The organism is Natrinema salaciae (assembly GCF_900110865.1).
GTDB classification, from domain to species: domain Archaea; phylum Halobacteriota; class Halobacteria; order Halobacteriales; family Natrialbaceae; genus Natrinema; species Natrinema salaciae.
Window position 1 is genome coordinate 511,100 of the sequence record NZ_FOFD01000002.1, and the last position, 19,323, is coordinate 530,422.

Annotated in this window: 18 protein-coding genes; 4 read left to right on the forward strand and 14 right to left on the reverse strand. The window is 67.1% G+C overall.

Translation table 11 applies throughout. The features are described from left to right. Positions 1 to 143: 143 nt before the first annotated feature. The gene (locus BMX07_RS07785; RefSeq protein WP_090616443.1) at positions 144 to 1,715 is read right to left on the reverse strand and encodes a class I adenylate-forming enzyme family protein; all 1,572 of its coding nucleotides are present in this window, start codon (positions 1,713 to 1,715) and stop codon (positions 144 to 146) included. 126 nt (positions 1,716 to 1,841) lie between these two features. On the opposite strand from BMX07_RS07785, the gene BMX07_RS07790 reads away from it, so the two are divergent. Further along, on the forward strand, positions 1,842 to 2,495 hold the full coding sequence (locus tag BMX07_RS07790) for a hypothetical protein (RefSeq protein WP_090616447.1): 654 nt from the start codon (positions 1,842 to 1,844) through the stop codon (positions 2,493 to 2,495). Between the two features lie 42 nt (positions 2,496 to 2,537). Further along, a complete protein-coding gene (locus BMX07_RS07795) occupies positions 2,538 to 3,146 on the forward strand; it encodes a hypothetical protein (protein ID WP_090616451.1) in 609 nt (202 codons plus the stop codon). 4 nt (positions 3,147 to 3,150) lie between these two features. Here BMX07_RS07795 and BMX07_RS07800 read toward each other — a convergent pair whose 3' ends face one another. Then, positions 3,151 to 3,726, reverse strand: a complete 576-nt coding sequence (locus tag BMX07_RS07800; protein WP_090616454.1) for a tRNA (cytidine(56)-2'-O)-methyltransferase — start codon at positions 3,724 to 3,726, stop codon at positions 3,151 to 3,153. A 358-nt stretch (positions 3,727 to 4,084) separates the two neighbouring features. On the opposite strand from BMX07_RS07800, the gene BMX07_RS07805 reads away from it, so the two are divergent. Together BMX07_RS07805 and BMX07_RS07810 are read left to right on the forward strand one after the other, a co-directional pair. Then, on the forward strand, positions 4,085 to 4,561 hold the full coding sequence (locus BMX07_RS07805) for a cupin domain-containing protein (RefSeq protein ID WP_090616458.1): 477 nt from the start codon (positions 4,085 to 4,087) through the stop codon (positions 4,559 to 4,561). A gap of 201 nt (positions 4,562 to 4,762) precedes the next feature. Beyond that, entirely contained in the window at positions 4,763 to 4,984 is a 222-nt protein-coding gene (locus BMX07_RS07810) for a DUF8119 family protein (protein WP_090616461.1), read from the forward strand. Positions 4,985 to 5,124: 140 nt separating this feature from the next. Here the strand turns inward: BMX07_RS07810 and BMX07_RS07815 are convergent, their stop codons facing one another. The 12 genes from BMX07_RS07815 to BMX07_RS07870 form a co-directional block, all read right to left on the reverse strand. Beyond that, complete coding sequence (locus BMX07_RS07815) at positions 5,125 to 5,577, reverse strand: universal stress protein (RefSeq protein ID WP_090616465.1); 453 nt, start codon at positions 5,575 to 5,577, stop codon at positions 5,125 to 5,127. Between the two features lie 4 nt (positions 5,578 to 5,581). Beyond that, a complete protein-coding gene (locus BMX07_RS07820; protein ID WP_090616469.1) occupies positions 5,582 to 7,270 on the reverse strand; it encodes a sodium:solute symporter family transporter in 1,689 nt (562 codons plus the stop codon). Then, positions 7,267 to 7,710, reverse strand: a complete 444-nt coding sequence (locus BMX07_RS07825) for a DUF4212 domain-containing protein (RefSeq protein WP_090616473.1) — start codon at positions 7,708 to 7,710, stop codon at positions 7,267 to 7,269. Before BMX07_RS07825 ends, BMX07_RS07820 begins: the two co-directional genes overlap by 4 nt. Before the next feature lie 55 nt (positions 7,711 to 7,765). Further along, on the reverse strand, positions 7,766 to 9,745 hold the full coding sequence (acs, locus tag BMX07_RS07830) for an acetate--CoA ligase (RefSeq protein WP_090616477.1): 1,980 nt from the start codon (positions 9,743 to 9,745) through the stop codon (positions 7,766 to 7,768). 278 nt (positions 9,746 to 10,023) lie between these two features. Beyond that, entirely contained in the window at positions 10,024 to 12,243 is a 2,220-nt protein-coding gene (locus BMX07_RS07835; RefSeq protein WP_090616480.1) for a bacterio-opsin activator domain-containing protein, read from the reverse strand. A gap of 134 nt (positions 12,244 to 12,377) precedes the next feature. Then, the gene (gene acs / locus BMX07_RS07840; protein ID WP_090616487.1) at positions 12,378 to 14,384 is read right to left on the reverse strand and encodes an acetate--CoA ligase; all 2,007 of its coding nucleotides are present in this window, start codon (positions 14,382 to 14,384) and stop codon (positions 12,378 to 12,380) included. A gap of 98 nt (positions 14,385 to 14,482) precedes the next feature. Continuing rightward, on the reverse strand, positions 14,483 to 14,983 hold the full coding sequence (locus BMX07_RS07845; protein ID WP_090616490.1) for a universal stress protein: 501 nt from the start codon (positions 14,981 to 14,983) through the stop codon (positions 14,483 to 14,485). 264 nt (positions 14,984 to 15,247) lie between these two features. After that, the gene (locus tag BMX07_RS07850) at positions 15,248 to 15,694 is read right to left on the reverse strand and encodes a universal stress protein (protein WP_090616493.1); all 447 of its coding nucleotides are present in this window, start codon (positions 15,692 to 15,694) and stop codon (positions 15,248 to 15,250) included. A gap of 218 nt (positions 15,695 to 15,912) precedes the next feature. Next, positions 15,913 to 16,626 (reverse strand): TOBE domain-containing protein, encoded by a 714-nt coding sequence (locus BMX07_RS07855; RefSeq protein WP_090616496.1) that lies wholly within the window; start codon positions 16,624 to 16,626, stop codon positions 15,913 to 15,915. Between the two features lie 55 nt (positions 16,627 to 16,681). Continuing rightward, positions 16,682 to 17,485 (reverse strand): ABC transporter ATP-binding protein, encoded by an 804-nt coding sequence (locus BMX07_RS07860; RefSeq protein ID WP_090616500.1) that lies wholly within the window; start codon positions 17,483 to 17,485, stop codon positions 16,682 to 16,684. Between the two features lie 67 nt (positions 17,486 to 17,552). Further along, positions 17,553 to 18,224: an ABC transporter permease gene (locus BMX07_RS07865; RefSeq protein ID WP_090616506.1), complete on the reverse strand. Its 672-nt coding sequence runs from the start codon at positions 18,222 to 18,224 to the stop codon at positions 17,553 to 17,555. Positions 18,225 to 18,259: 35 nt separating this feature from the next. Further along, entirely contained in the window at positions 18,260 to 19,195 is a 936-nt protein-coding gene (locus BMX07_RS07870; RefSeq protein ID WP_090616510.1) for an ABC transporter substrate-binding protein, read from the reverse strand. Positions 19,196 to 19,323: the final 128 nt, after the last annotated feature.

The window sequence follows — 19,323 nt, forward strand, 5'->3', positions numbered from 1 at the left end:
GCGAGTGTCGCCGATTATCCGAGCAGTCCGATACCCGCACTGAGCGGCGGCGATTCGATCGAATGCGGAGCGAATCGGCCGGGATCGCCGTTGGTCGGCCCGATCTCGATAGCCCGTCGTACAGCCCCCGAGTACGTCGCCGGCTACTCGTCCTCGAGTTTGTACTTCTGGACCTTCCCGCTCGTCGTCCGCGGGAGTTCCTCGATGAATTCGATCTCGCGAGGGTGTTTGTACTCGGCGACCTCCTCGAGACAGAACGCCTCGAGTTCCTCGGCCGTCACGTCGCTGCCGGGTTCGGCGCCGTCGACCGGAACGACGAACGCCTTCGGCACCTCGTTGCGGCGTTCGTCCGGGATACCGACGACGGCCGCGTCCGCGACGGCCTCGTGCTCTACGAGGAGGTTCTCGAGTTCGCTCGGGTAGACGTTGTAGCCGGCGGTTACGATGACGTGTTTCTTCCGGTCGACGATCTCGTAGTAGTTGTTCCCGTCGCGGCGGGCGACGTCGCCGGTCCGGAAGTAGCCGTGTTCGGTGAAGGCGGCGTCCGTGGCGTCGGGCATGCCGTGGTAGCCGTTCATCACCTGCGGCCCGCGGACGAGGAGTTCACCCTCCTCGCCGGGACCGACTTCCTCGCCCGAGTCGTCGACGATCTTGCAGTCGGTCATCCGGAGCGGCTGGCCGATCGTACCGTGTTGCAGGCCGAACGTCGAGCCGCTCTGGGTGTGGGTCGCGCCGTGGGTCTCGGTGAGGCCGTACCCCTCCGAGATGTCCACACCGGCGGTCTCCTCGAACCGCTCTTGGACCGCCGTCGAGAGCTTCGCCCCGCCCTCCGAGGCCGACTCGAGGCTGCTCAGGTCGTACTCGCCGAAATCGTCGGCCTCGACCATGTCCGCGTACATCGTCGTCACGCCGACGAAGTGGGTGATCTCCTCGTCCTCGATCAGTTGCATGCACTCCCGAGCGTCCCACTCGAGCGCGCTGCGGAAGTAGAGTCGGCCGCCGCCGACCAGCGGCTGCAAGGCGGTGTGAGTGAAGCCGGTGATGTGGTACAGCGGGAGCCACGTGAGGCTCCGGACCGCTTCCGGCTCGACGTCGACGTTGGAGGCGGTCAGCGGCCACAGAAGTTGCGCCCGCGTGTTGCTGTGGGTGAGCTGGACCCCCTTCGGATCGCCGGTCGTTCCCGAGGTGTAGGGCAACAGGGCGACGTCGTCGTCGGCCCGCTCGACCAGCGTCGGCTCGCCCCGGAGTTCCTCGAACGCGTGATCGTCCGGATCTCGGGGCCAGTCCTCGCTCTGGATCGTGATCACCTCGGGATCCATACCGGCGTCCTCGGTTCCCTCGTCGACGACCTCCCGCAACGCCGGGTGGGTGACGATCGCGCCAGCGTCCGTGTCCTCGAGCTGGTAGGCCACCTCGCGGCGCTTGTACTGGGGATTGACCGGCGAGATCACCACGCCGGCTTTGAACGCGCCGATCGCGGCGATCAGATACTGCGGGCAGTTCGGCAGAAAGAGGAGCATGCGGTCGCCGGGCTCGAGGCCGATGTCGTGCAGGCCGCCGGCGAATTCGGCGGTCCAGTCACGGACATCTTCGTGTGTCCAGCGCCGCCCGTGGTGTTCCATCGCCTGTGCGTCCCCGTGGTGGACCGCAGTCTGGTCGAACAGGGTCGCGACGTTTCCCTCTCGTGCGGAACGATCGACGGCGTCGAGGTCCATGTATCGTGATACCGAGAGGCACAATAAAAGGTTTTCCTCGCTTACATCTGCCGTACGAATCGGTCGGTTCCTCGAATCGAATCGCGAGCGGTACGTTTAGTATCGAGCGTGTTGTATCGCCGACAGATGATCTACGAGTCGCTTGCGTGGCTTCGCGACCGAATCGATCCGTCCGATATCGTCGTTACCGTCGGTCTGGCTGTCTTCCTCTTCGTTATGGGGCTCGAGATCAACGCGATCGCGACGGTCTTCGGAATCGTAATCGCCGCGCCGCTCGGCGAGGCCGCTGTCGACAGATTCGATATCGACCCGGCGCTCGCCTGGATCGCCTTGGGCACGTTCGCCGTCGCCGGCGGCATCGTTCAGTTGCGAGAGAGCGGCACCTGGTTCGGCGGCTCGCTGGTCGCGGTCGGCTGCTGGATCTGTCTGGATGGCCTGTACGCGTGGCGCAACGTCGATGCAACCGCTCGCGACGATGACGACATGACGAAAGACGAGGTCCGCCTTGTCAGCCAACACAACCGGTGGTTGCTCGAGGAACTCCGCGAGGCCGATCGGCCGCTCACGAAGGCGGAGATCTGTGACCGGACCGGCCTTTTGGAGGACGACTTCGAGCGGCTGCTCGAGATCCACGGTGATTCGGGACCGATCGAGCGAGTCGGGAACGGGTACGCGATCGACGACGCGGAGATGGGTGCGGGACCGTTCGTCAGAAAGATCCTGCAAACGGTCGGTAGTCGGCTCCTTCGACCGGTTCGACTGTTTCGACCGGCAGGCTGACCGTTCGAAGTTCCTTTGTGCTCGACTAGAGAGAGGTCCGATATGGGGCGGTCCGTCGTCCGTAGCGTGTGGTCCGAACTGGTCGACGATGGGCCGGTACTCGTCTTCTCGGCCGGTCTCGTCCTGTTGTCCGCCGTCCTCGAGATCGGCTGGCCATCGATCGCGACCGTCGGCGGTACCATGATCGCGGTACGGACGCTCGAAGCACTGCGATCGGCCGCCGGCATCCCGCCGTTCGGTTCGGGACTCGTCATCGGCGCAGGTGTCACGGGCTACAGCGCGTCGCTGCTTCGGACCGAGGTTTCGTGGGTGGCCGTCTCGTTCCTCCTCGTCGGCGCGTGGTTCGTTCTCGACGCGTGCTACGAGTGGCGTCGAGGGATCACGCCGCCGGACGGCTCGGCCGAAGAGCTGATCGCGACCACGCTTCACGAATCGTCGATGGCGCTTCCACCCGACCGGATCGCCGATCGAACGGGACTCACGCTCGAGGTGGTCGAGCGAACGCTCGCGGAGCGAGCCGACGACGGCGTCATCGAACGGGTCGGAAACCGTTATACGATTCGCGAACGGACGGCAGCGCCGGTCGACCGTCTCTGGAACGCGCTCCCCCACCATCTCCGGCTGTTTTCGGGGCGATCCTGGCGAGAGTAGCTCCTCATTCGTCGGCGCTCCTCTCGTCCCGTTCGCCGGTATCCGCCGACTCGACCCGTTTACCAGTCTCCGTCGGGACCACCCGTCGGTCGGCGTCCGCCCACTCCCGCTCGAGCTCCCGTCCCTCGAACAGCCGATCGAGAAAGACGGCGAGCCCGGCCACTTCGGAGTGGGGCTGGTTGGTGACGCCGACGTTCCAGTCGGCTGCCTCGTAGACGTCGAACGGAACCTTCTCGGAGCCGACGACGATCAGGAGCGGGTCGCCCTCGCCCGCGTGTGCCGCTCGGATGTCCGACTCCACGTCCTGAACGCGCTCGCCGTACATCGTGAGGTGGACGACCCGCCCTTCCCAGTTGTTGATGATTCCCTGGGGCGAATCGGTGAGTTCGGCCTCGAAGGGACCGCCGAACCGCTCGGTGATGTCCGTGACGGTCTCGAGCGACTGGCCGGCGTTGTCGGGAAAGAGGACGCGGTCGGCACCCAGCGCCCGGGCGGTCAGGCCGACGTGGGTCGTCATCCGATCGTCCCGGCCGGGGCGGTGGCCGAGCCGAAGGACGGCGACCGCGGGATCGTCGTGCATGCTCGAGTGCACTCTCGGGCGGGGTTAGGGGGTTTCGCTTTCCGCCCGGCGAGCGGCACGAATTCACCGACTGTCAGTTCTCCGCCCGCATCCGGCACCGGGATCTCCAGTCCCGCGGGCGGTACGGACGAGAGCTGGCCACCAGCGCCGTCCCGAAGTTGCTGCCGTCGGTTACTCTTCCATCTTGGTCGCCACGCGTCTCTTCGAGGGATCGATCGTTCACTCCGCCGCACTCACGGAACACGTGACGGCTGTGTCCGGGTGCGAACGCCGTTCAGTCCGCACAGCACTCGAGCGATCTGGCTCGGAAACGAGTGCGTGACGAAATTATAAGCGGTTACGTTCCATCGAACACGATATGGAAAAAGTCAACGAGTCGGCCGTCGACTGGCGGGAGTACGACCGCGAGGAAACCGCGTTCCGCCGGAAAGAGCTCTCGAACGCCGTCGACGCGTCGGCCATCGGCTGCAGCCTCTACGAGCTCCCGCCTGGAAAGCGCTCGTGGCCGTACCACTACCACACGGCGAACGAGGAGGCGATCTACGTGCTGGCCGGCGACGGCCAGCTGCAGACGGACGACGGCCTCGAGCCCCTGACGGCCGGCGACTACGTGACGCTGCCGGCCGACGAGCGCGGCGGTCACAGGATCGTCAACGACGGCGAGGAACCGCTCCGATATCTGGCCGTCTCGACGATGAACGAACCGGACGTGACGGTGTACCCGGAGATGGACAAGTTCGGCGTCTTCGTCGGCTCGCCGCCGGGCGGTCGCGACGAACGGCCGCTCGAGGGTTACTACCGCATCGACGACGAGACGGAGTACTGGGACGAGTGAGCCGCCAGCCTCCCGCGGCGATCGGTCTCGGCTGCGAGACGACTGCCGGTCGACCGCTCGAGTGGCGGGCCGCCGCGAGGGGGCGCGGCCGAGGCCGGAGCCGTCGCCGAGGGGACGTCGATGCGGCCGTCGATAGGCTTTTTCCGACACCCTGCGAAACGCTCGCACAATGATCGAATTCGGGAGTCGGGTGGTCGGCCGATGACGGGGGCTCGCGAGTGGCTACGGACCGCTCGCGAGGAGCGGTGGGGGATACTGACCGATCTCGCGTTCGCGGTCGTCTGGGTGACGATCGTCGAGACCGTCGACCACTTTCTCGGGACGCCGACCTGGGTGTACTACATGCTCATGCTCGCGGGGGTCGTCGCGTACTTCGGCTTCATCTGGAACTTCGAACTCGCGATCAGGCGCCAGAACCAGTAGCGTCGAACGCTCGACGGCCGGTTCCGCGAAGGTCGCCGTCGACGAGCTCGTGGAATCGTCTCGCATCCCGCGCCAGCGACATCGCCGCCGCTCCGCGGGGTAGCGTCCCGAAAAAACGCCGCCTCGGTCCGCCGGTCGCCTCAGTCCTCGTCGATGACGAGGACCGGTGCGCGGGTCGACCGGAGCGTCCGTTCGGTGACGCTGCCGAGCAGTGCCCGTCTGACCCCCGAACGACCGTGCGATCCCATCACGACGAGATCGATGCCGTTGTCGTCGACGTAGTTGGCGATCATCGAGTGGGGTCTGCCCGCCGAGACGTGTTCGACGGTGTCGATCCCCCGCTCGGCCGCGCGATCGGTCACGTAGCCGGTAGCGCGTTCGGCGCGCTCCCGCACTTCGTCCATCTCGCCGTACTGGCCCTGCTCGATGCGATCGAGCTGCTCGCCGCCGAGGCTGAGACTCATCGCGTTGGTATCGACCACGTACAGGGCGTGCACCTCGGCCCCGTACTGTTCGGCGAGATCGAGCGCGTGCTCGACCGCCGTCTCGGCCGTCTCGCTACCGTCAGTCGGAATCAGTATTCGTTCGTACATGGGGTTAGTCGTCCGCGGGTTCGCCGCCGTCGGTCACGACGTCTTCGGCGGTCTGTTGCTGGCGCATCGGTTCGGGGCTGTGACACTGCCGGACGACCCGCTTGGTCTCCATGTCCGGCTCGTCAGTCAGCAGCGACACGGTGATCGTGACGATGAAGACGATCGGCAGGGTGATCAGCGCCGAGCCGATAGCCGGCATCCACTGTGCCAGGCCCGCCGACAGCGGGGCCTCGAGCGACGAGACGTAGTTCGGCACGATCTGGTTGATCATCGGGATCGACCAGAGGACCAGCCCGGTGGTCATGCCGGCGAGCGCGCCCTGTCGGTTGGCGTTCTCCCACCACATCCCGATGAAGAACATCGGGAACAGCACGGAGCCGGCGAGCGAGAACGCGTAGCCGACGAGCGCGGCGATCGACGACGCGGGGTCGAGCGCAGCCAGCGTGGTCAGCGCGCCCAGCGCGACGATCGAGAGGCGACCGACGAGGATCTGCTGGCGCTGCGTCGCGTCCTCGTTGATGATGTTGGTGTAGATGTCGTGGCTGATCGCCGAGGAGCCGGCGATGAACAGCCCGGCGACCGTCGCGATGGCCGCCGCGATACCGCCGGCGGCGACCAGTCCGACGAACCACTGCGGGAGCCCCGACAGCTGAGCCGCCAGCACGACGATGACCTCGCTGGCTGCACTGGCCATACCGGGATCACCGTACGTCGCGCGGACGTTCTGGCTGTAGAGGTCGGTCCCGAACGCCGCGAACGCCGGTGCGCTCCAGTACAGGATGCAGATGAAGAACAGCCCCCAGACGGTCGACCAGCGGGCCGTCCGCTCGCTCTCGACCGTGTAGAACCGCACCAGCACGTGGGGGAGCCCGCAGGTCCCGACGATCAGCGAGAACGTGGTCGCGACCCACAAGTAGTAACTCGAGGTGGCGAACGGTTCGGAGAACTCGCTGCCGAGGTCGTCGATCAGCATGCCGTACTCGAGCTGTGGCAGCACCGTCGAGTAACCGTTCACGTACCCGACGACGAACAGGCCGGCCACGAACGCCACGATGAGGATGACGTACTGGACCGCCTGGTTCTTCGTCGCACCCAGCATTCCGGACAGCGTCAGGTAGCCGACGGTGATCGTCATCATGGCGACGACCATCACCTGATAGCCGTCGAGGCCGGGGATGAGGCCGCCGTAGTCGCCGAAGACGTACAGCCCGACGAGCGCCATGCCTTTCGCCTGCCCGATGGCGTAGACGAACCCGATGAGGAACGTCGTCACCGCTGCGATGGCGCGTGCGCCGTCGGAGTTGAAGCGGTCGCCGACGAAGTCCGGCGCCGTGTACTTCCCGAACCGGCGGAGCTGGGCGGCCATGAAGATGAGCAGGATGAAGTAGCCCGTCGTCCAGCCGACGACGAACACCAGCCCGTAGAAGCCGGCCAGCGCGATGGAGGCCGCCATTCCGAGGTAGGAGGCCGCGGACATCCAGTTGGCACCGATCGCCATCCCGTTCTCGAGGTTTCCGATGGAACGGCCGGCGACCCACATGTTCTCGGTGTCGGCGACGCGGAAGACGACCCCGATGGCGAGGAACAGCCCCAGCATCCCGAGGACGAGGATGGACGGCACCAGCTTGAACGAGATATCCAGCGACTCGGGGAGGAGGCTCTCCTGCAGCGGAACGACCGGGAGCCCCGTCATTCGTCGACCCCCCCGTCAGCGGCCGCGGCCTCACCGCCGTGCCCCGTCTCTCCGACGGCTGCGTGATCGATACCGTACTTCTCGTCGAGCGCGTCGCGCTTGCGCGAGTACCAGAACGAGAGGATCAGCGCGCTGGTCGGCGCGCCGAACGCCACCAGGAAGTAGTGGAGCGGGAAGCCAAGAACCGGCATCTGGGTCGTCATCGTGTCGGTCGCCAGGTACGTCATCGTCACCGGGCCCCATACGGCGATGACCCAGATGACGAAGCCCGTCCAGACGATGCGCAGGTGATCGCGCATGAACGGGGTGCTCGGATTCAGCAGGTTCACTTCCGAGCTGAGGTAGTCGGTGTTTCGGTGGGCCTGGCCCGCCTTGCTGGCGACGCCACCGTCAGTCGCGGTCCGTTCGTCGGTCGAGTCGTGAGTGTTATTATCTGGCATATGTGTGCGTAGCGTGTGTCTCAGTCGTGTTTGTGTCGAAAACAATGGGTGTCGGTCAGTCGCTCGTTACCTGGTCTGCGATGTCGTCGACGACCTCGGGGTTGCGAAGCGTCGAGGTGTTGCCGAGTTCGTTCCCGCTCGCGATGTCCTCGAGCAGGCGTCGCATGATCTTGCCCGAGCGCGTCTTGGGCAGTTCCGGCGTGAAGATGATCTCCTCGGGCTTGGCGATCGGCCCGATCGAGTCGAGGACGGCCTCCATGGCCTCCTCCTCGAGTTCGTCTTCCCGGTCTTCGTAGCCGTCTTCGGGGATGGCGTAGACGTAGACCGCCTCGCCTTTGACCTCGTGGTCGCCGCCGACGACGGCGGCTTCGGCGATCCCTTCCACGCCGACCACGGCCGACTCGATCTCCATGGTCCCCAGCCGGTGGCCGGAGACGTTGATCACGTCGTCGACGCGGCCGAGGATGGTGATGTAGCCGTCCTCGTCGATCTTCGCGCCGTCCTCGGGGAAGTAGACCCACTCGTCGGCGTCCTCGTCGGAGTACTCCTGCCAGTACTCCGAGATGAACCGCTCGTCGTTGTTGTACAGCGTGCGGAGCATCCCGGGCCACGGGTTGTTGACCGTGACGTAGCCGGCCTTGCCGGCATCGACCTCCTCACCCTGTGCGTCGACGACGCGGGCGTCGACGCCCGGCAGCGGCGGGCCGGCGGAGCCGGGTTTCATCGTGTTGATTCCCGGCAGCGTCGTGATCATCATGCCTCCGGTCTCGGTCTGCCACCAGGTGTCGACGATGGGGCACTCCTCGTCGCCGATGTGCTTGTAGTACCACTTCCACGCACGCGGGTTGATCGGCTCCCCGACGGTGCCGAGCAGCCGCAGCGAGGACAGGTCGTGGTTTTCCGTGTACTCCGAACCCCACTTCATGAACGCCCGGATGGCCGTCGGCGCGGTGTAGAAGATGTCGACCTCGTTCTTCTCGACGATCTCCCAGAGCCGGTCCTTGTCGGGGTAATCAGGCGTCCCCTCGTACATCACGCTCGTCGTGCCCAGCGCGAGCGGGCCGTAGACGATGTAGGAGTGGCCGGTGATCCAGCCGATGTCGGCCGAACACCAGTAGGTGTCGTCGGCCTCGATGTCCAGCACGGCGCGGCTCGTCCAGGCGGTGTACGCGAGGTAGCCGCCGGTGGTGTGCTTGACCCCCTTCGGCTGGCCGGTCGTCCCCGACGTGTACATCAGGAACAGCATGTCCTCGGCGTCCCGCGAGACCGGCTCGACCGTCGACCCCTCGTGGTCGGCGACCAGCTCGTCGTAGTCGTGCTGGTTGTCCGCGAGCTCGTGGTCCAGGTCGTCGCCCAGTCGGTCGACGACCACGACGTCGGAGACCTCGTGCTCGACGCCCTCGAGGCCCTCGTTGGTCTTCGAGATGTGATCGAGCGCGTCGCCGCGCCGGTAGTAGCCGTCGCAGGTGACGAGGTACTCGCTGTCGGCCGAGTTCATTCGGGTCGCCAGCGCGTCGGCCGAGAAGCCGGCGAAGACCACGCTGTGGGGTGCGCCGATGCGGGCACACGCCAGCATGGCGATCGGCAGCTCCGGAACCATCGGCATGTACAGCGTGACGACGTCGTCCTCCTCGACGCCGAGGTCGCGCAGCGTCGCGGCGAAGTCTTCGACCTCGTCCAGTAGCTCGTCGTAGGTGTACGTACGCGTCTCGCCGAGTTCGCCCTCCCACTCGAGCGCGACGCTGTCGCCGCGACCCTCCTCGACGTGCCGGTCGAGACAGTTGTACGACGCGTTGAGTTCGCCGCCGGTGAACCACTCGTAGAACGGTGCGTCTCCGTCCTCGAGGACGGTATCGTACTCCTCGTCCCACGAGAGAAGATCGGCCGCGCGCTCCCAACACGCCGGCCAGTTCTCCTCGAACTCCTCGTAGATCCCCGGATCGGTGACGTTTGCCTGCTCGACGAACGACTCGGGTGGCTCGAACGCCTCCTGCTCCTCGAGTCGTGCCTCGAGATTGGCATCCTCCTGTGACATGGTACACCCACTCAATCGAGTACCCACATAGTAAAGACGGCCTCTAGTTGTGCAAAATCGACCCGATTATCGGAGGGACAACTAGCATATATTGACTATATTAGGACATGATAGCCGGCCGTGAGCGCCGCACCGACCGGAACGTCGAGGGTATCGATATTTATTACCACCTCAACTGCAGTGAACGGATATCGAACGTGTTCCGGAGGCGACCGGGACGAGCGGACTGTCTAGAGATCTAGTCTCGAGCAGGTCGGACCGAAACGATCGGCCGTGAGTCAGCCGTCCGGATCGTCGAAGAACGTCCGGAGCAACTCGTGTTGGCCCTTCCGCAGGTGATTGTGCAGCGTCGGCGAGGAGACGCCCATCGCGTCGGCGACTTCCTCGGCCGTACTCTCCCGGGGCCAGTCGTAGTAGCCGCCGAAATAGGCCGCCCGGAGCGCGGCCTCCTGGCGGTCGGTCAGCCGGTCCTCGAGGCCCTCGCGGAACTCGCGGGCCGTCTGGACGTCCCGCTCGACCTCGCGTTTCCCGAGCAGTTCGGAGGCGGGAAACGCGGAACGGAGCCCGTCGAGGATCGTCCGGAGGTCGGCGTCGGCGGCGCAGTCGCCGGTGATGGTCGCTGCACCGTCCTCGAAGACCGCCTCGTGAACGGTCACCCCGTACTCGGTCAGCGTGACGATGGGACAAGCGCTCTCGATGACGAACTCGACGCGCCAGCCGTCCGCACCCGTTTCGACCAGCCGACAGTCCTCGATGCCGGACTCCGCGTCGGCGAGTTCGAAGACGTCGGCCGGCGACGCCCCTTCGAGTCGGACGTAGTAGAGCTGCGTCGACTCGTCGATCGGGACCAGCGAGTCGAGTTCGAACCGACAGTCGAGCCGACTCGAGGCGTCGACGAAGAACGACCGGTCGTCGCGACAGGCGATCTCGAGTTCGATCACGCGATCGGACAGCAGGAGGTTCCGCCGGCGGATGGCGGCGATCGCGTACCCGACCTGTCGACCGATCGTCGCGAGCCACGCCCGTTCGTCGTCCGCGAAGGGCATCGAGCGGTCGGTCGCGACCGCGAGCGTGCCGTAGACGGTATCGCCGTACGCGAGGGGAACCTTCGCGACGGCACCCGCGAACGTCTCGTCGCCGTCAACCGTCGCCGTGACGTCGGTTGCGACTGTCACCGGGGCCGGGTCCACGGACCGGTCGTCGGCGTCCGGATCGGCGGACTCGAGGGGGTCCACGGAATCGCCCTCGCGCCACTCGTCGGGGACGACCCGCTCGACGGTGCTGGGATCGATTCCGCTGGACGCGCGCCACTCCTGGCGTCGATCGGAGACCGTTGCGCGGTCGATCCAGGCGAACTCGTAGGCTCGGCCGTCGGTGAGAGCGGTACACGTCGCCGTCTCGACCTCCTCGTGATCGGTCGACTCGAGCAGCGCCGCGGTCACCGCTCGATGCCGTCGGGCGACCGCGTACACACGGTCGAGTTCGTCGCGGCGTTCGCGGACGGCCTCGAGTTCCTCGTGAGCGGCCGTTCCGTCGCGGACGAAGACGGCGAAGCCGCGGTGTCGTCCCTGATCGTCCCGGAGCGGCGAGACGACTTCGGTGGCGCGAAACTGCGAGCCGTCCTTGTGGACGCGCCACCCGTCGGTCTCGCACCCGGATTCGTCGAGGGCTCTCGAGAGCGTTCGCTCCGGAGCGCCGTCCTCGACGGCGTCGTCGGTGTAGAACGCGGAAACGTGCGTGCCGACGATCTCGCCGGCCCGATAGCCGAACATCGCGGCCGCGCTGCGGTTCCAGCGCTCGACGTAGCCGTCCGCGTCGAGTCGAACGAGCGCGTAGCGGTCGCTAGCGGCCAACAGCAGCCGAACGACGCTGTCGTCGCTCACCGCGGGGCCGGACTGCGGGTCGCCGGATCGGGGTCCGGACGGTCCCTCGACGGCGTCGAAGGCGTCGACGATCTCCGCGTCCGTCGGCTCGGGCAGATAGGACTCGAGGGCTTCGAAACTGCGCCAGCCGCCCGCGGTCTTGACGACGCGGGGGTTGACGTCGTGGTCCACGAGGGCGGTGTGGGCGAAGTACTGCCGGAGGTCGCTCGTCGAGGCGTCGGCGAGGCCGGGCTCGTCGAACAGTTCGCTCGCCCGGTCGGCGACGTCCGAGACCAGCATCTGGAGCCGACGGGCGGTAACGGAGAAGATCCGGTCGTCCGTCGAGAGGTCGTTACTGCGGGCGTAGCGCCGGAGCTCCCGCTCGACACGGGTCGGCAGGTACGCGGTCCGACTCCCCCGTTCGTCGTCGGTCGGCACGCGAATCACGTACCGCGGCGGATCGATCCGCACCTGATCGACGTCGTCGATGGTGAGCCGGGTCAGCTCCGCCGGGCGGAGACCGACGTCCCCACAGAGGCGAAGCACCAGCGCCTCGCGGTACGTTTCGGCGGCGTCGAGCAACGACTCGTACTCCCGCCCCGTGAGTGCCGCCCCCGTCGTCCCCTCGAGACCCATGGCGTCTGATTCGCCCTTTCCGGGGATGCGAACATAACTGTGTCGCCTCTCGTCGTGGTTCGCCGGCAATCGACGGCCACAGCCACGGGCGCGGGCCGGAACTCCGTTTCGTGACGCTGGGAAGAGCGAAACGACTACGAGCGACGATCGGGCGGCTCGTCGTCGTCGCCGATCGCGGCCTGGATCTCGCCGACGATCTCCGGGTTGCGTAGCGCGCTCGTATCGCCGAGTTGCTCGCCGTTGGCGACGTCCTCGAGCAGGCGGCGCATGATCTTGCCCGAGCGCGTCTTTGGCAGTTCCGGGGTGAAGATCACTGCCGCGGGCCGGGCGATCGGGCCGATCGTCGACTCGATGCTGTCGTGGATCGTTCGCCGAATCGCCGTGTCGGCGTCCCAGCCGCGCTCCGTGCTCACGTACGCGTAGATTTCGGTGTCGCCGGTCTCGCTCGAACGGCCGACGACGGCGGCCTCGGCGACGCCGTCCACGTCGGCGATCGCGCTTTCGATTTCCATCGTACCCAGTCGGTGGCCGGAGACGTTGATCACATCGTCGACGCGACCGAGGACGGTGATGTAGCCCTCCTCGTCGATTCGGGCTGTGTCGCCGCTGAAGTAGCGCCACGCGTCGGCGTCCGGATCGGAGAACCGCCGCCAGTACTCCGCGACGAACCGCTCGTCGTTGTCGTACAGGGTTCGGGCCATGCCCGGCCACGGCCGCCCGATCGTGAGGTAGCCGGTCTCCCCGGGGTCGACCTCGTCGCCGGCCTCGTCGACGATGCGAGCGTCGATCCCCGGCAGCGGCGGGCCGGCGGAGCCGGGCTTCATGTCGTCGATCCCCGGCAGCGTCGAAATCGTCACCGCACCGGTCTCGGTCTGCCACCAGGTGTCGACGACCGGGCAGTCGCCGCCACCGATGTGTTCCCGATACCAGCTCCAGGGACGGGGGCTGATCGGCTCGCCGACCGTTCCGAGCAGGCGCAGCGAGGAGAGGTCGTGGCGGTCGGGATAGTCGGCGCCCCACTTCATGAACGCGCGGATCGCCGTCGGCGCGGTGTAGAAGACGTCGACAGCGTTCCGGTCGACGATCTCCCAGAGTCGATCTCGGTCGGGGTAATCGGGGGTCCCCTCGTACATCACGCTCGTCGTGCCCAGCGCGAGCGGGCCGTAGACGATGTAGGAGTGGCCGGTGATCCAGCCGATGTCGGCCGCACACCAGTAGGTATCCGCTGGCTTGACGTCGAGGACCGCGTGGCTCGTCCACGCGACGTGCGCGAGGTAGCCACCCGTGGAGTGGACGACGCCTTTCGGCTCGCCGGTCGTCCCCGACGTGTACATCAGGAACAGCATGTCCTCGGCGTCCCGCGAGACGGGTTCGACCGTCTCGCCCGCGAACGCGTCGCGAAGCTCGTGGTAGTCCCACTCGTCCTCCCCGAGGACGTGGGGCAAATCGTCGCCGAGCCGATCGACGACGACGGTTCGAACGTCCTGCTCGAGGCCGATGCGCGCGTTGTCGACCTTGCTCTTCTGGTTGAAGGCGTCGCCCCGCCGGTAGTAGCCGTCGCAGGTGACCAGGTACTCGCTGTCCGCGGCGTCCATCCGCGTCGCGAGCGCGTCCGCGGAGAGGCCGGCGAAGACGACGCTGTGGGGTGCACCGATCCGGGCACAGGCGAGCATCGCGATCGGCAACTCGGGGATCATCGGCAGATAGATCGTCACGACGTCGTCCGGTTCGACGCCGAGATCCCGCAGGGCAGCCGCGAACTCGTTGACTTCGACGTACAGGTCCCGATAGGTGTAGGTCCGCCGCTCGCCCTGCTTGCCCTCCCAGCGGATCGCGGCGTGGTTCTTCCGCCCCGACTCGAGGTGGCGATCCAGACAGTTGAAGGCGGCGTTGAGTCGTCCGTCCGGGAACCAGCGGTAGAAGGGCGCGTCGTCGGCCTCGAGGACGGTGTCGTACGGCTCCTCCCACGAGAGGAGGTCCGCCGCCCGCTCCCAGCAGTCGGGCCAGTTCGCCGCGAACTCGTCGTGAATTCCGGGAGCAGCGACGTTCGCCTGCTCGACGAACGATTCCGGAGGGCTATGGGTGGGGGTGGGCCCAGTGGGCGCGGACGCGTCTCGGTCCAACCCGTTCCGATCGACCATTCTCGTCCGAATCGTGGACGGTCAGGGGAATAAACGTTCCTCCGAACCGCCGCGCCGTGGACGGGTTCGCGGTCCCGTCGCCCGCGGCGTCGGCTCGATCAGAGATCGTCCTGGGTCGAGTCGATATCGGCGATCTCCTCGGGATCGACCTCGTGACCGGGTTCGCGAACGACGTAGACGTCGTACCGGTGGTCGTTCGCGACCGGGCTTCCCACGCTCGACTGGGGCGCGATGACCGAGCCCGCGTTCTCCGAGCCGATGAAGACGACCGAGGCCTCGATCTCGCCGGCGACGCGCCGAATCTCGCGAACGACGTTCGTCGTCGACGTCGCGGTCGGTTCGTCGGAACTGACCCGTTCCGTTCGAACGGTCGCTTCCGGCGCTACCTCCGCCGCGCGGTCCCCGATTCCCGCCGCGATCGCCGCTGCGTCGAACGGCTCACCCTGCGTGATCCAGCCCCGCTCCCGCGCGTAATCGGGGTCGTCCGGGATCACCGTGAGCACGACGACTTCCTCGTCGAGCAGGTCGCCGAACGACGAAGCGCGCTCGAGTGCTTGAACCGCTAGCGTGGAGCCATCGAAGGGGACGAGCAGTGACATACGGTCATGTCACACGACAGCAGAGGTAAATGTTCGCCTCCCGTACCTCGGGCCGCCGCCGAACTGGACCCGAACTGGTGCACCGCCGCCGGTCCGTTCGCGGGGGCTGTCGTTCAGCCGCAGTAGTTGGCCACCGTACTGCGAGGGCATCACCGAGAGCAGTACCCCGACGAACGCGCTGACTGCGGCACACAGCCCCGTTACCGAGACGAGGCCCAAAGCCCGGCCCCTGCGGTTGTGACGACCTCGAGGGGGGCGGGCCGCCTACGCCGTCGATTCGGCCTCGGTGCTTCCGACGACCAACACCGGACGGGCGGCGATCCGAACCACCCGGTCCACGGTACTTCCGAGCAGTGCCCCCTTGAACGACGATCGGCCGCGGGCACCGAGTACGATCGCGCTAACGTCGCGATCGGCCGCATAGTCGAGGATCTCCTCGTGGGGAACCCCGAAGCGGACCGTCGTCTCGACGGCCACGTCGGCCTCGGTCGCCGTCGCCTCGAGGTCCGCGAGCCAGCCCGCCGCCCGCTCCTCGAGGTGTCGCCGGGCCTCCTCGGGGTCGACGATGCCGGTGTCGTACTCGGTCCGTTCGTCGACGACGGCGATCCCGTACAGCGGCGCGTCGAACTGCTCCGCGAGCGCGATCGCGTGGTCGACCGCGGTCCCTGCGGCGTCACTGCCGTCGGTCGCGACCAGAATGGAGTCGTACATGCTCGGCGGTACGGGCCGCCTCGAGAAAGATCTGTGGCTCGCTTGCACGCTCGTTCTCTTGGGGCACCCGCACGCGGTGACGTCCGCCGTGTCACAGCCACCATCGGGAGACCGAGCGACGTAGGCTCGAGACGCGAGCAGGTGGCGGAGCGCGACACCTCGATCCGCCGAACTCGCCACGTCCGTCGGAAGCGGTTTCCGCCCCGACCCGCGGTCGGCTACTCCTCGTCCCGTTCGTCCGCCGCGACACCGCGCGCTGCCGTCGCCTTCACCGAGGCGACGATCGACCGGCCGGGCTCGAGCGACAGCGCGTCGACGCTTCGACGGGTCACCAGCGCCACGAGTTCGGTGCCGCCGTGTTCGTCGCCGCCGTCGAGTTCGATCCCCACGCGAGCGACGGCGTCGCCGGCCTCGAGCCACGAGATCGTTCCCGAAAAGCGGTTGCGAACGCTCGTTCCTTCGGCTCGCGGCACGTCGCTCGGTGCGTGGAGGCTCACGGCGTCGGAGCGAATCGTCACGGACGCGGTCGCGGCGTCGGCCGGAACGACCGCCAGAACCGCACCGACGTCGGTGTCGACGGTCGCGAGTTCGCCGTCCCGATCGACGACCGCTCCCTCGAGTACCGTCTCGTCGACGCGGGCGACCCCCTCGTAGGCCGCGACCAGTCGGTCGAACCGCGCCAGCAAGTCCCCGGCCGTCGCCGTCAGGGAACTGCCGCCCCCGTCGGCCCCGCCACGAGTTCGGTCGACCAGCGGGCCGATCGCCGACTCGAGTTCGACGACCCGCTGCTGAAGGCGGGGATAGGACCGCTCGAGCGCGTCGGCCGCACCCGACAGCGAGCCGCAGTCGGCGATCGCGCGCAACATCTCGACGTCACTGCGGTCGACCGCGACGTCGTCGATCCGCAGGTAGGGGTCGAATCCTTTCTCCATGGGATATCTGTCTCTGGGTCCGGACGATCGGGTCCGCTCGAGTACGCCTACGGGATCAGGCGAAAAGTTCGTTTTCATCGTACAGGAGGTCGCCGCGAACGAACCGCGCGGTCCGTTCGTCGCGCGGGGCCTCGAAGATCCGCTCCGGCGGCCCGACCTCCACCAGTTCGCCCTCGAGCAGAAACGCGACCCGATCGGAGATCCGCTCGGCCTGATGCATGTCGTGCGTCGCGAGCAACACGCCGTGATCGTGCCCTCGGGCGCGTTCGATCGCCCGCTCGAGGATGGCCGTGTTCCGCGGGTCGAGATCCGAGGTCGGCTCGTCGAGCACCAGCAGGTCGGGCTCCGCGGCGAGCGCGCGGGCGAAGGAGACGCGCTGGGCCTCGCCGCCGGACAGCGATTTCGCGTCGCGGTTCCAGGCGTCGCGGAGACCGACCAGTTCGAGGGCCTCGAGCGTCCGCTCGTCGACCGTGAGCGACCCGTGAATCCACCGGTCGGCGAGCCGCTGGAGGAAGTCCCGAAACCGCCGGGGCCACGGCCGGCGAACCCGCTGCCCCACGTCGACGTTACGCGCCACCGACGTCTCGAACAGGCTCGCCTGCTGGAAGACGACGCCGATCCGTCGACGGAGGTCGAGGCGCTCGTCTCGAGAGCGCGCCCACGGATCGATCCCGTCACAGCGGAGGGCTCCGTCGGTCGGCCGCTCGAACAGCGACGCGAGTCGCAACAACGTCGTCTTCCCGGCCCCCGAGGGGCCGATGACCGTCACGACCTCGCCGGAGCCGACGGCGAGCGAGACATCGGTCAGGATCCGCGCGTCGTCGATGCCGTACGTGACGCCGTCGAGCTCGAGGTTCACTGTCGGCTCACCTCCACCGCGATCGGGCGCTGCGGTGTCGGACGAGGGCGGTTCGGAACCGCCACCGTCACCGCCCCCCGAGTCGCATGACGACGCCGTTGACGAACAAGACGAGCACGATCAACACCGCGCCGAGCGCCAGGGCGGTTTCGAACTCGCCGCGCCGCGTCTCGAACGTGATCGCGGTCGTGATGGTCCGGGTCTTCGAAGTCCCGTCTGCGTAGGCGATGTTGCCCCCGACGATGAGGACGGAGCCGACCTCGCTGATCGCCCGTCCGAAGCCGGCGAGGATGCCCGTTATGACCCCGTATCGCGCCTCTTTGAGCGTGACCAGGGCCACGTCGGCGCGGGTTCCGCCGACGCCGTAGGCCGCGTCTCGAACGGCGTCGTCGACGCTCTCGATCGCCGAGAGCGCGACGCCGGTGATCACCGGCGCGGCGAGCACGCACTGCGAGAGGATCATCGCCTCCGGCGTGTAGACGAGGTCCAGCGAACCGAGCGGCCCGTCGTTCGAGATGAGCATCAGGACGAGCAACCCGATGGCGACGCTCGGAAACCCCATTCCCGTGTTGATGACGGCCGTGAGAAAGCGCTTGCCGCGGAAGTCGGCGAAGCCGACGAGGAACGCGAACGGCAGGCTCAGCAGTGTGCTCAGCAGGACGGCGGTCAGGCTGACCGTCAGCGACACCCGGACGATGCTCCGGAGATAGTTCGGTTCGGCGATGAATTCGAGTGTCATCGGTCGTGGTTCCGTTCGCGGTCACCGGCCGGCGATCACTCGTCCGAGGCGTTCGACGAATCGGGTTGCCACCCCTCCGGCACGTACTGCTGGAAGTCCGGGTCCTCCGACAGCGCCTCGGGATAGAACAGCTGCTGGCCGTTCGCCGTGTAGTCAGCGATGAGCTCCTGTCCGTCCGGGCTCGTGAAGAAACCGATGTAGGCCATCGCGAGCTGGTAGTTGACGCCCGAGTGAATCTCGGGGTTGACGGCCATGATCCCGTACGGGTTCGCGAGCAGTTCCGGGCCGCCCTCGATCGGCCCCTGGAGCAGGATCTCGAGGTCGACGGAGTCCTGCCTCGAGAGGAACGTGCCCCGATCGGCGAGCGTGTACGCTTCCGACTCGCTCGCGATCGTCAGCGTGTTGCCCATCCCGCTGCCGGTCTCCTCGTACCACTCGCCGCCGGGCTCGGCCCCGGCTTCGGACCAGATTACCAGTTCCTTGGTGTGGGTCCCCGAATCGTCCCCGCGCGATTTGAACCCCGCCTGCGCGTCCGCGATGGCCTCGAAGGCTGCCGTCGCCTGGTCGGTGTCGCCGACGCCCGCCGGGTCGTCGCTGGGTCCGACGACGACGAAGTCGTTGAACATCAGGTCCCGCCGGTTGACGCCGTAGCCCTCGCGCATGAACTCGTCCTCCTGGGACCGCGCGTGAACGAGAATCACGTCGGCGTTCCCGTCGCGGGCGGACCGAATCGCCTTCCCAGTCCCCTGTGCGTTGGCCGCAACGGGCGTTCCGAACCGCTCCTGAAACGCCTGGTTGAGTTCGTCGAGCAGCCCCGTGTCGTACGTGCTCGTCGTCGTCGCGAGCGCCAGCTCCTCGCCGGCGATCGATCCTTCCTCGCCATCGCCCCCATCCGATCCGAGACAGCCCGCGACGGACGCGGCGATTCCGGCCGCACTCGCCCCGAGCAGCTCTCGGCGTCGATATTCCATATGGGGAACAACGATGGAGTACAGTCGTATAAACGTATCGCTCGAGTAGCTACAAGCGGTTCACGACGCCCGTTCGAGCGCTCGTGGCCGTCGATTCGTAACCGATCCCAGTTACGTGGGGCCGGCTG

Coding starts and splice junctions, on each gene's coding strand:
- BMX07_RS07785 (WP_090616443.1), bottom strand. CDS start 1,715: ATGGACCTCGACGCCGTCGATCGTTCCGCACGAGAGGGAAACGTCGCG.
- BMX07_RS07790 (WP_090616447.1), top strand. CDS start 1,842: ATGATCTACGAGTCGCTTGCGTGGCTTCGCGACCGAATCGATCCGTCC.
- BMX07_RS07795 (WP_090616451.1), top strand. CDS start 2,538: ATGGGGCGGTCCGTCGTCCGTAGCGTGTGGTCCGAACTGGTCGACGAT.
- BMX07_RS07800 (WP_090616454.1), bottom strand. CDS start 3,726: ATGCACGACGATCCCGCGGTCGCCGTCCTTCGGCTCGGCCACCGCCCC.
- BMX07_RS07805 (WP_090616458.1), top strand. CDS start 4,085: ATGGAAAAAGTCAACGAGTCGGCCGTCGACTGGCGGGAGTACGACCGC.
- BMX07_RS07810 (WP_090616461.1), top strand. CDS start 4,763: ATGACGGGGGCTCGCGAGTGGCTACGGACCGCTCGCGAGGAGCGGTGG.
- BMX07_RS07815 (WP_090616465.1), bottom strand. CDS start 5,577: ATGTACGAACGAATACTGATTCCGACTGACGGTAGCGAGACGGCCGAG.
- BMX07_RS07820 (WP_090616469.1), bottom strand. CDS start 7,270: ATGACGGGGCTCCCGGTCGTTCCGCTGCAGGAGAGCCTCCTCCCCGAG.
- BMX07_RS07825 (WP_090616473.1), bottom strand. CDS start 7,710: ATGCCAGATAATAACACTCACGACTCGACCGACGAACGGACCGCGACT.
- acs (WP_090616477.1), bottom strand. CDS start 9,745: ATGTCACAGGAGGATGCCAATCTCGAGGCACGACTCGAGGAGCAGGAG.
- BMX07_RS07835 (WP_090616480.1), bottom strand. CDS start 12,243: ATGGGTCTCGAGGGGACGACGGGGGCGGCACTCACGGGGCGGGAGTAC.
- acs (WP_090616487.1), bottom strand. CDS start 14,384: ATGGTCGATCGGAACGGGTTGGACCGAGACGCGTCCGCGCCCACTGGG.
- BMX07_RS07845 (WP_090616490.1), bottom strand. CDS start 14,983: ATGTCACTGCTCGTCCCCTTCGATGGCTCCACGCTAGCGGTTCAAGCA.
- BMX07_RS07850 (WP_090616493.1), bottom strand. CDS start 15,694: ATGTACGACTCCATTCTGGTCGCGACCGACGGCAGTGACGCCGCAGGG.
- BMX07_RS07855 (WP_090616496.1), bottom strand. CDS start 16,626: ATGGAGAAAGGATTCGACCCCTACCTGCGGATCGACGACGTCGCGGTC.
- BMX07_RS07865 (WP_090616506.1), bottom strand. CDS start 18,224: ATGACACTCGAATTCATCGCCGAACCGAACTATCTCCGGAGCATCGTC.
- BMX07_RS07870 (WP_090616510.1), bottom strand. CDS start 19,195: ATGGAATATCGACGCCGAGAGCTGCTCGGGGCGAGTGCGGCCGGAATC.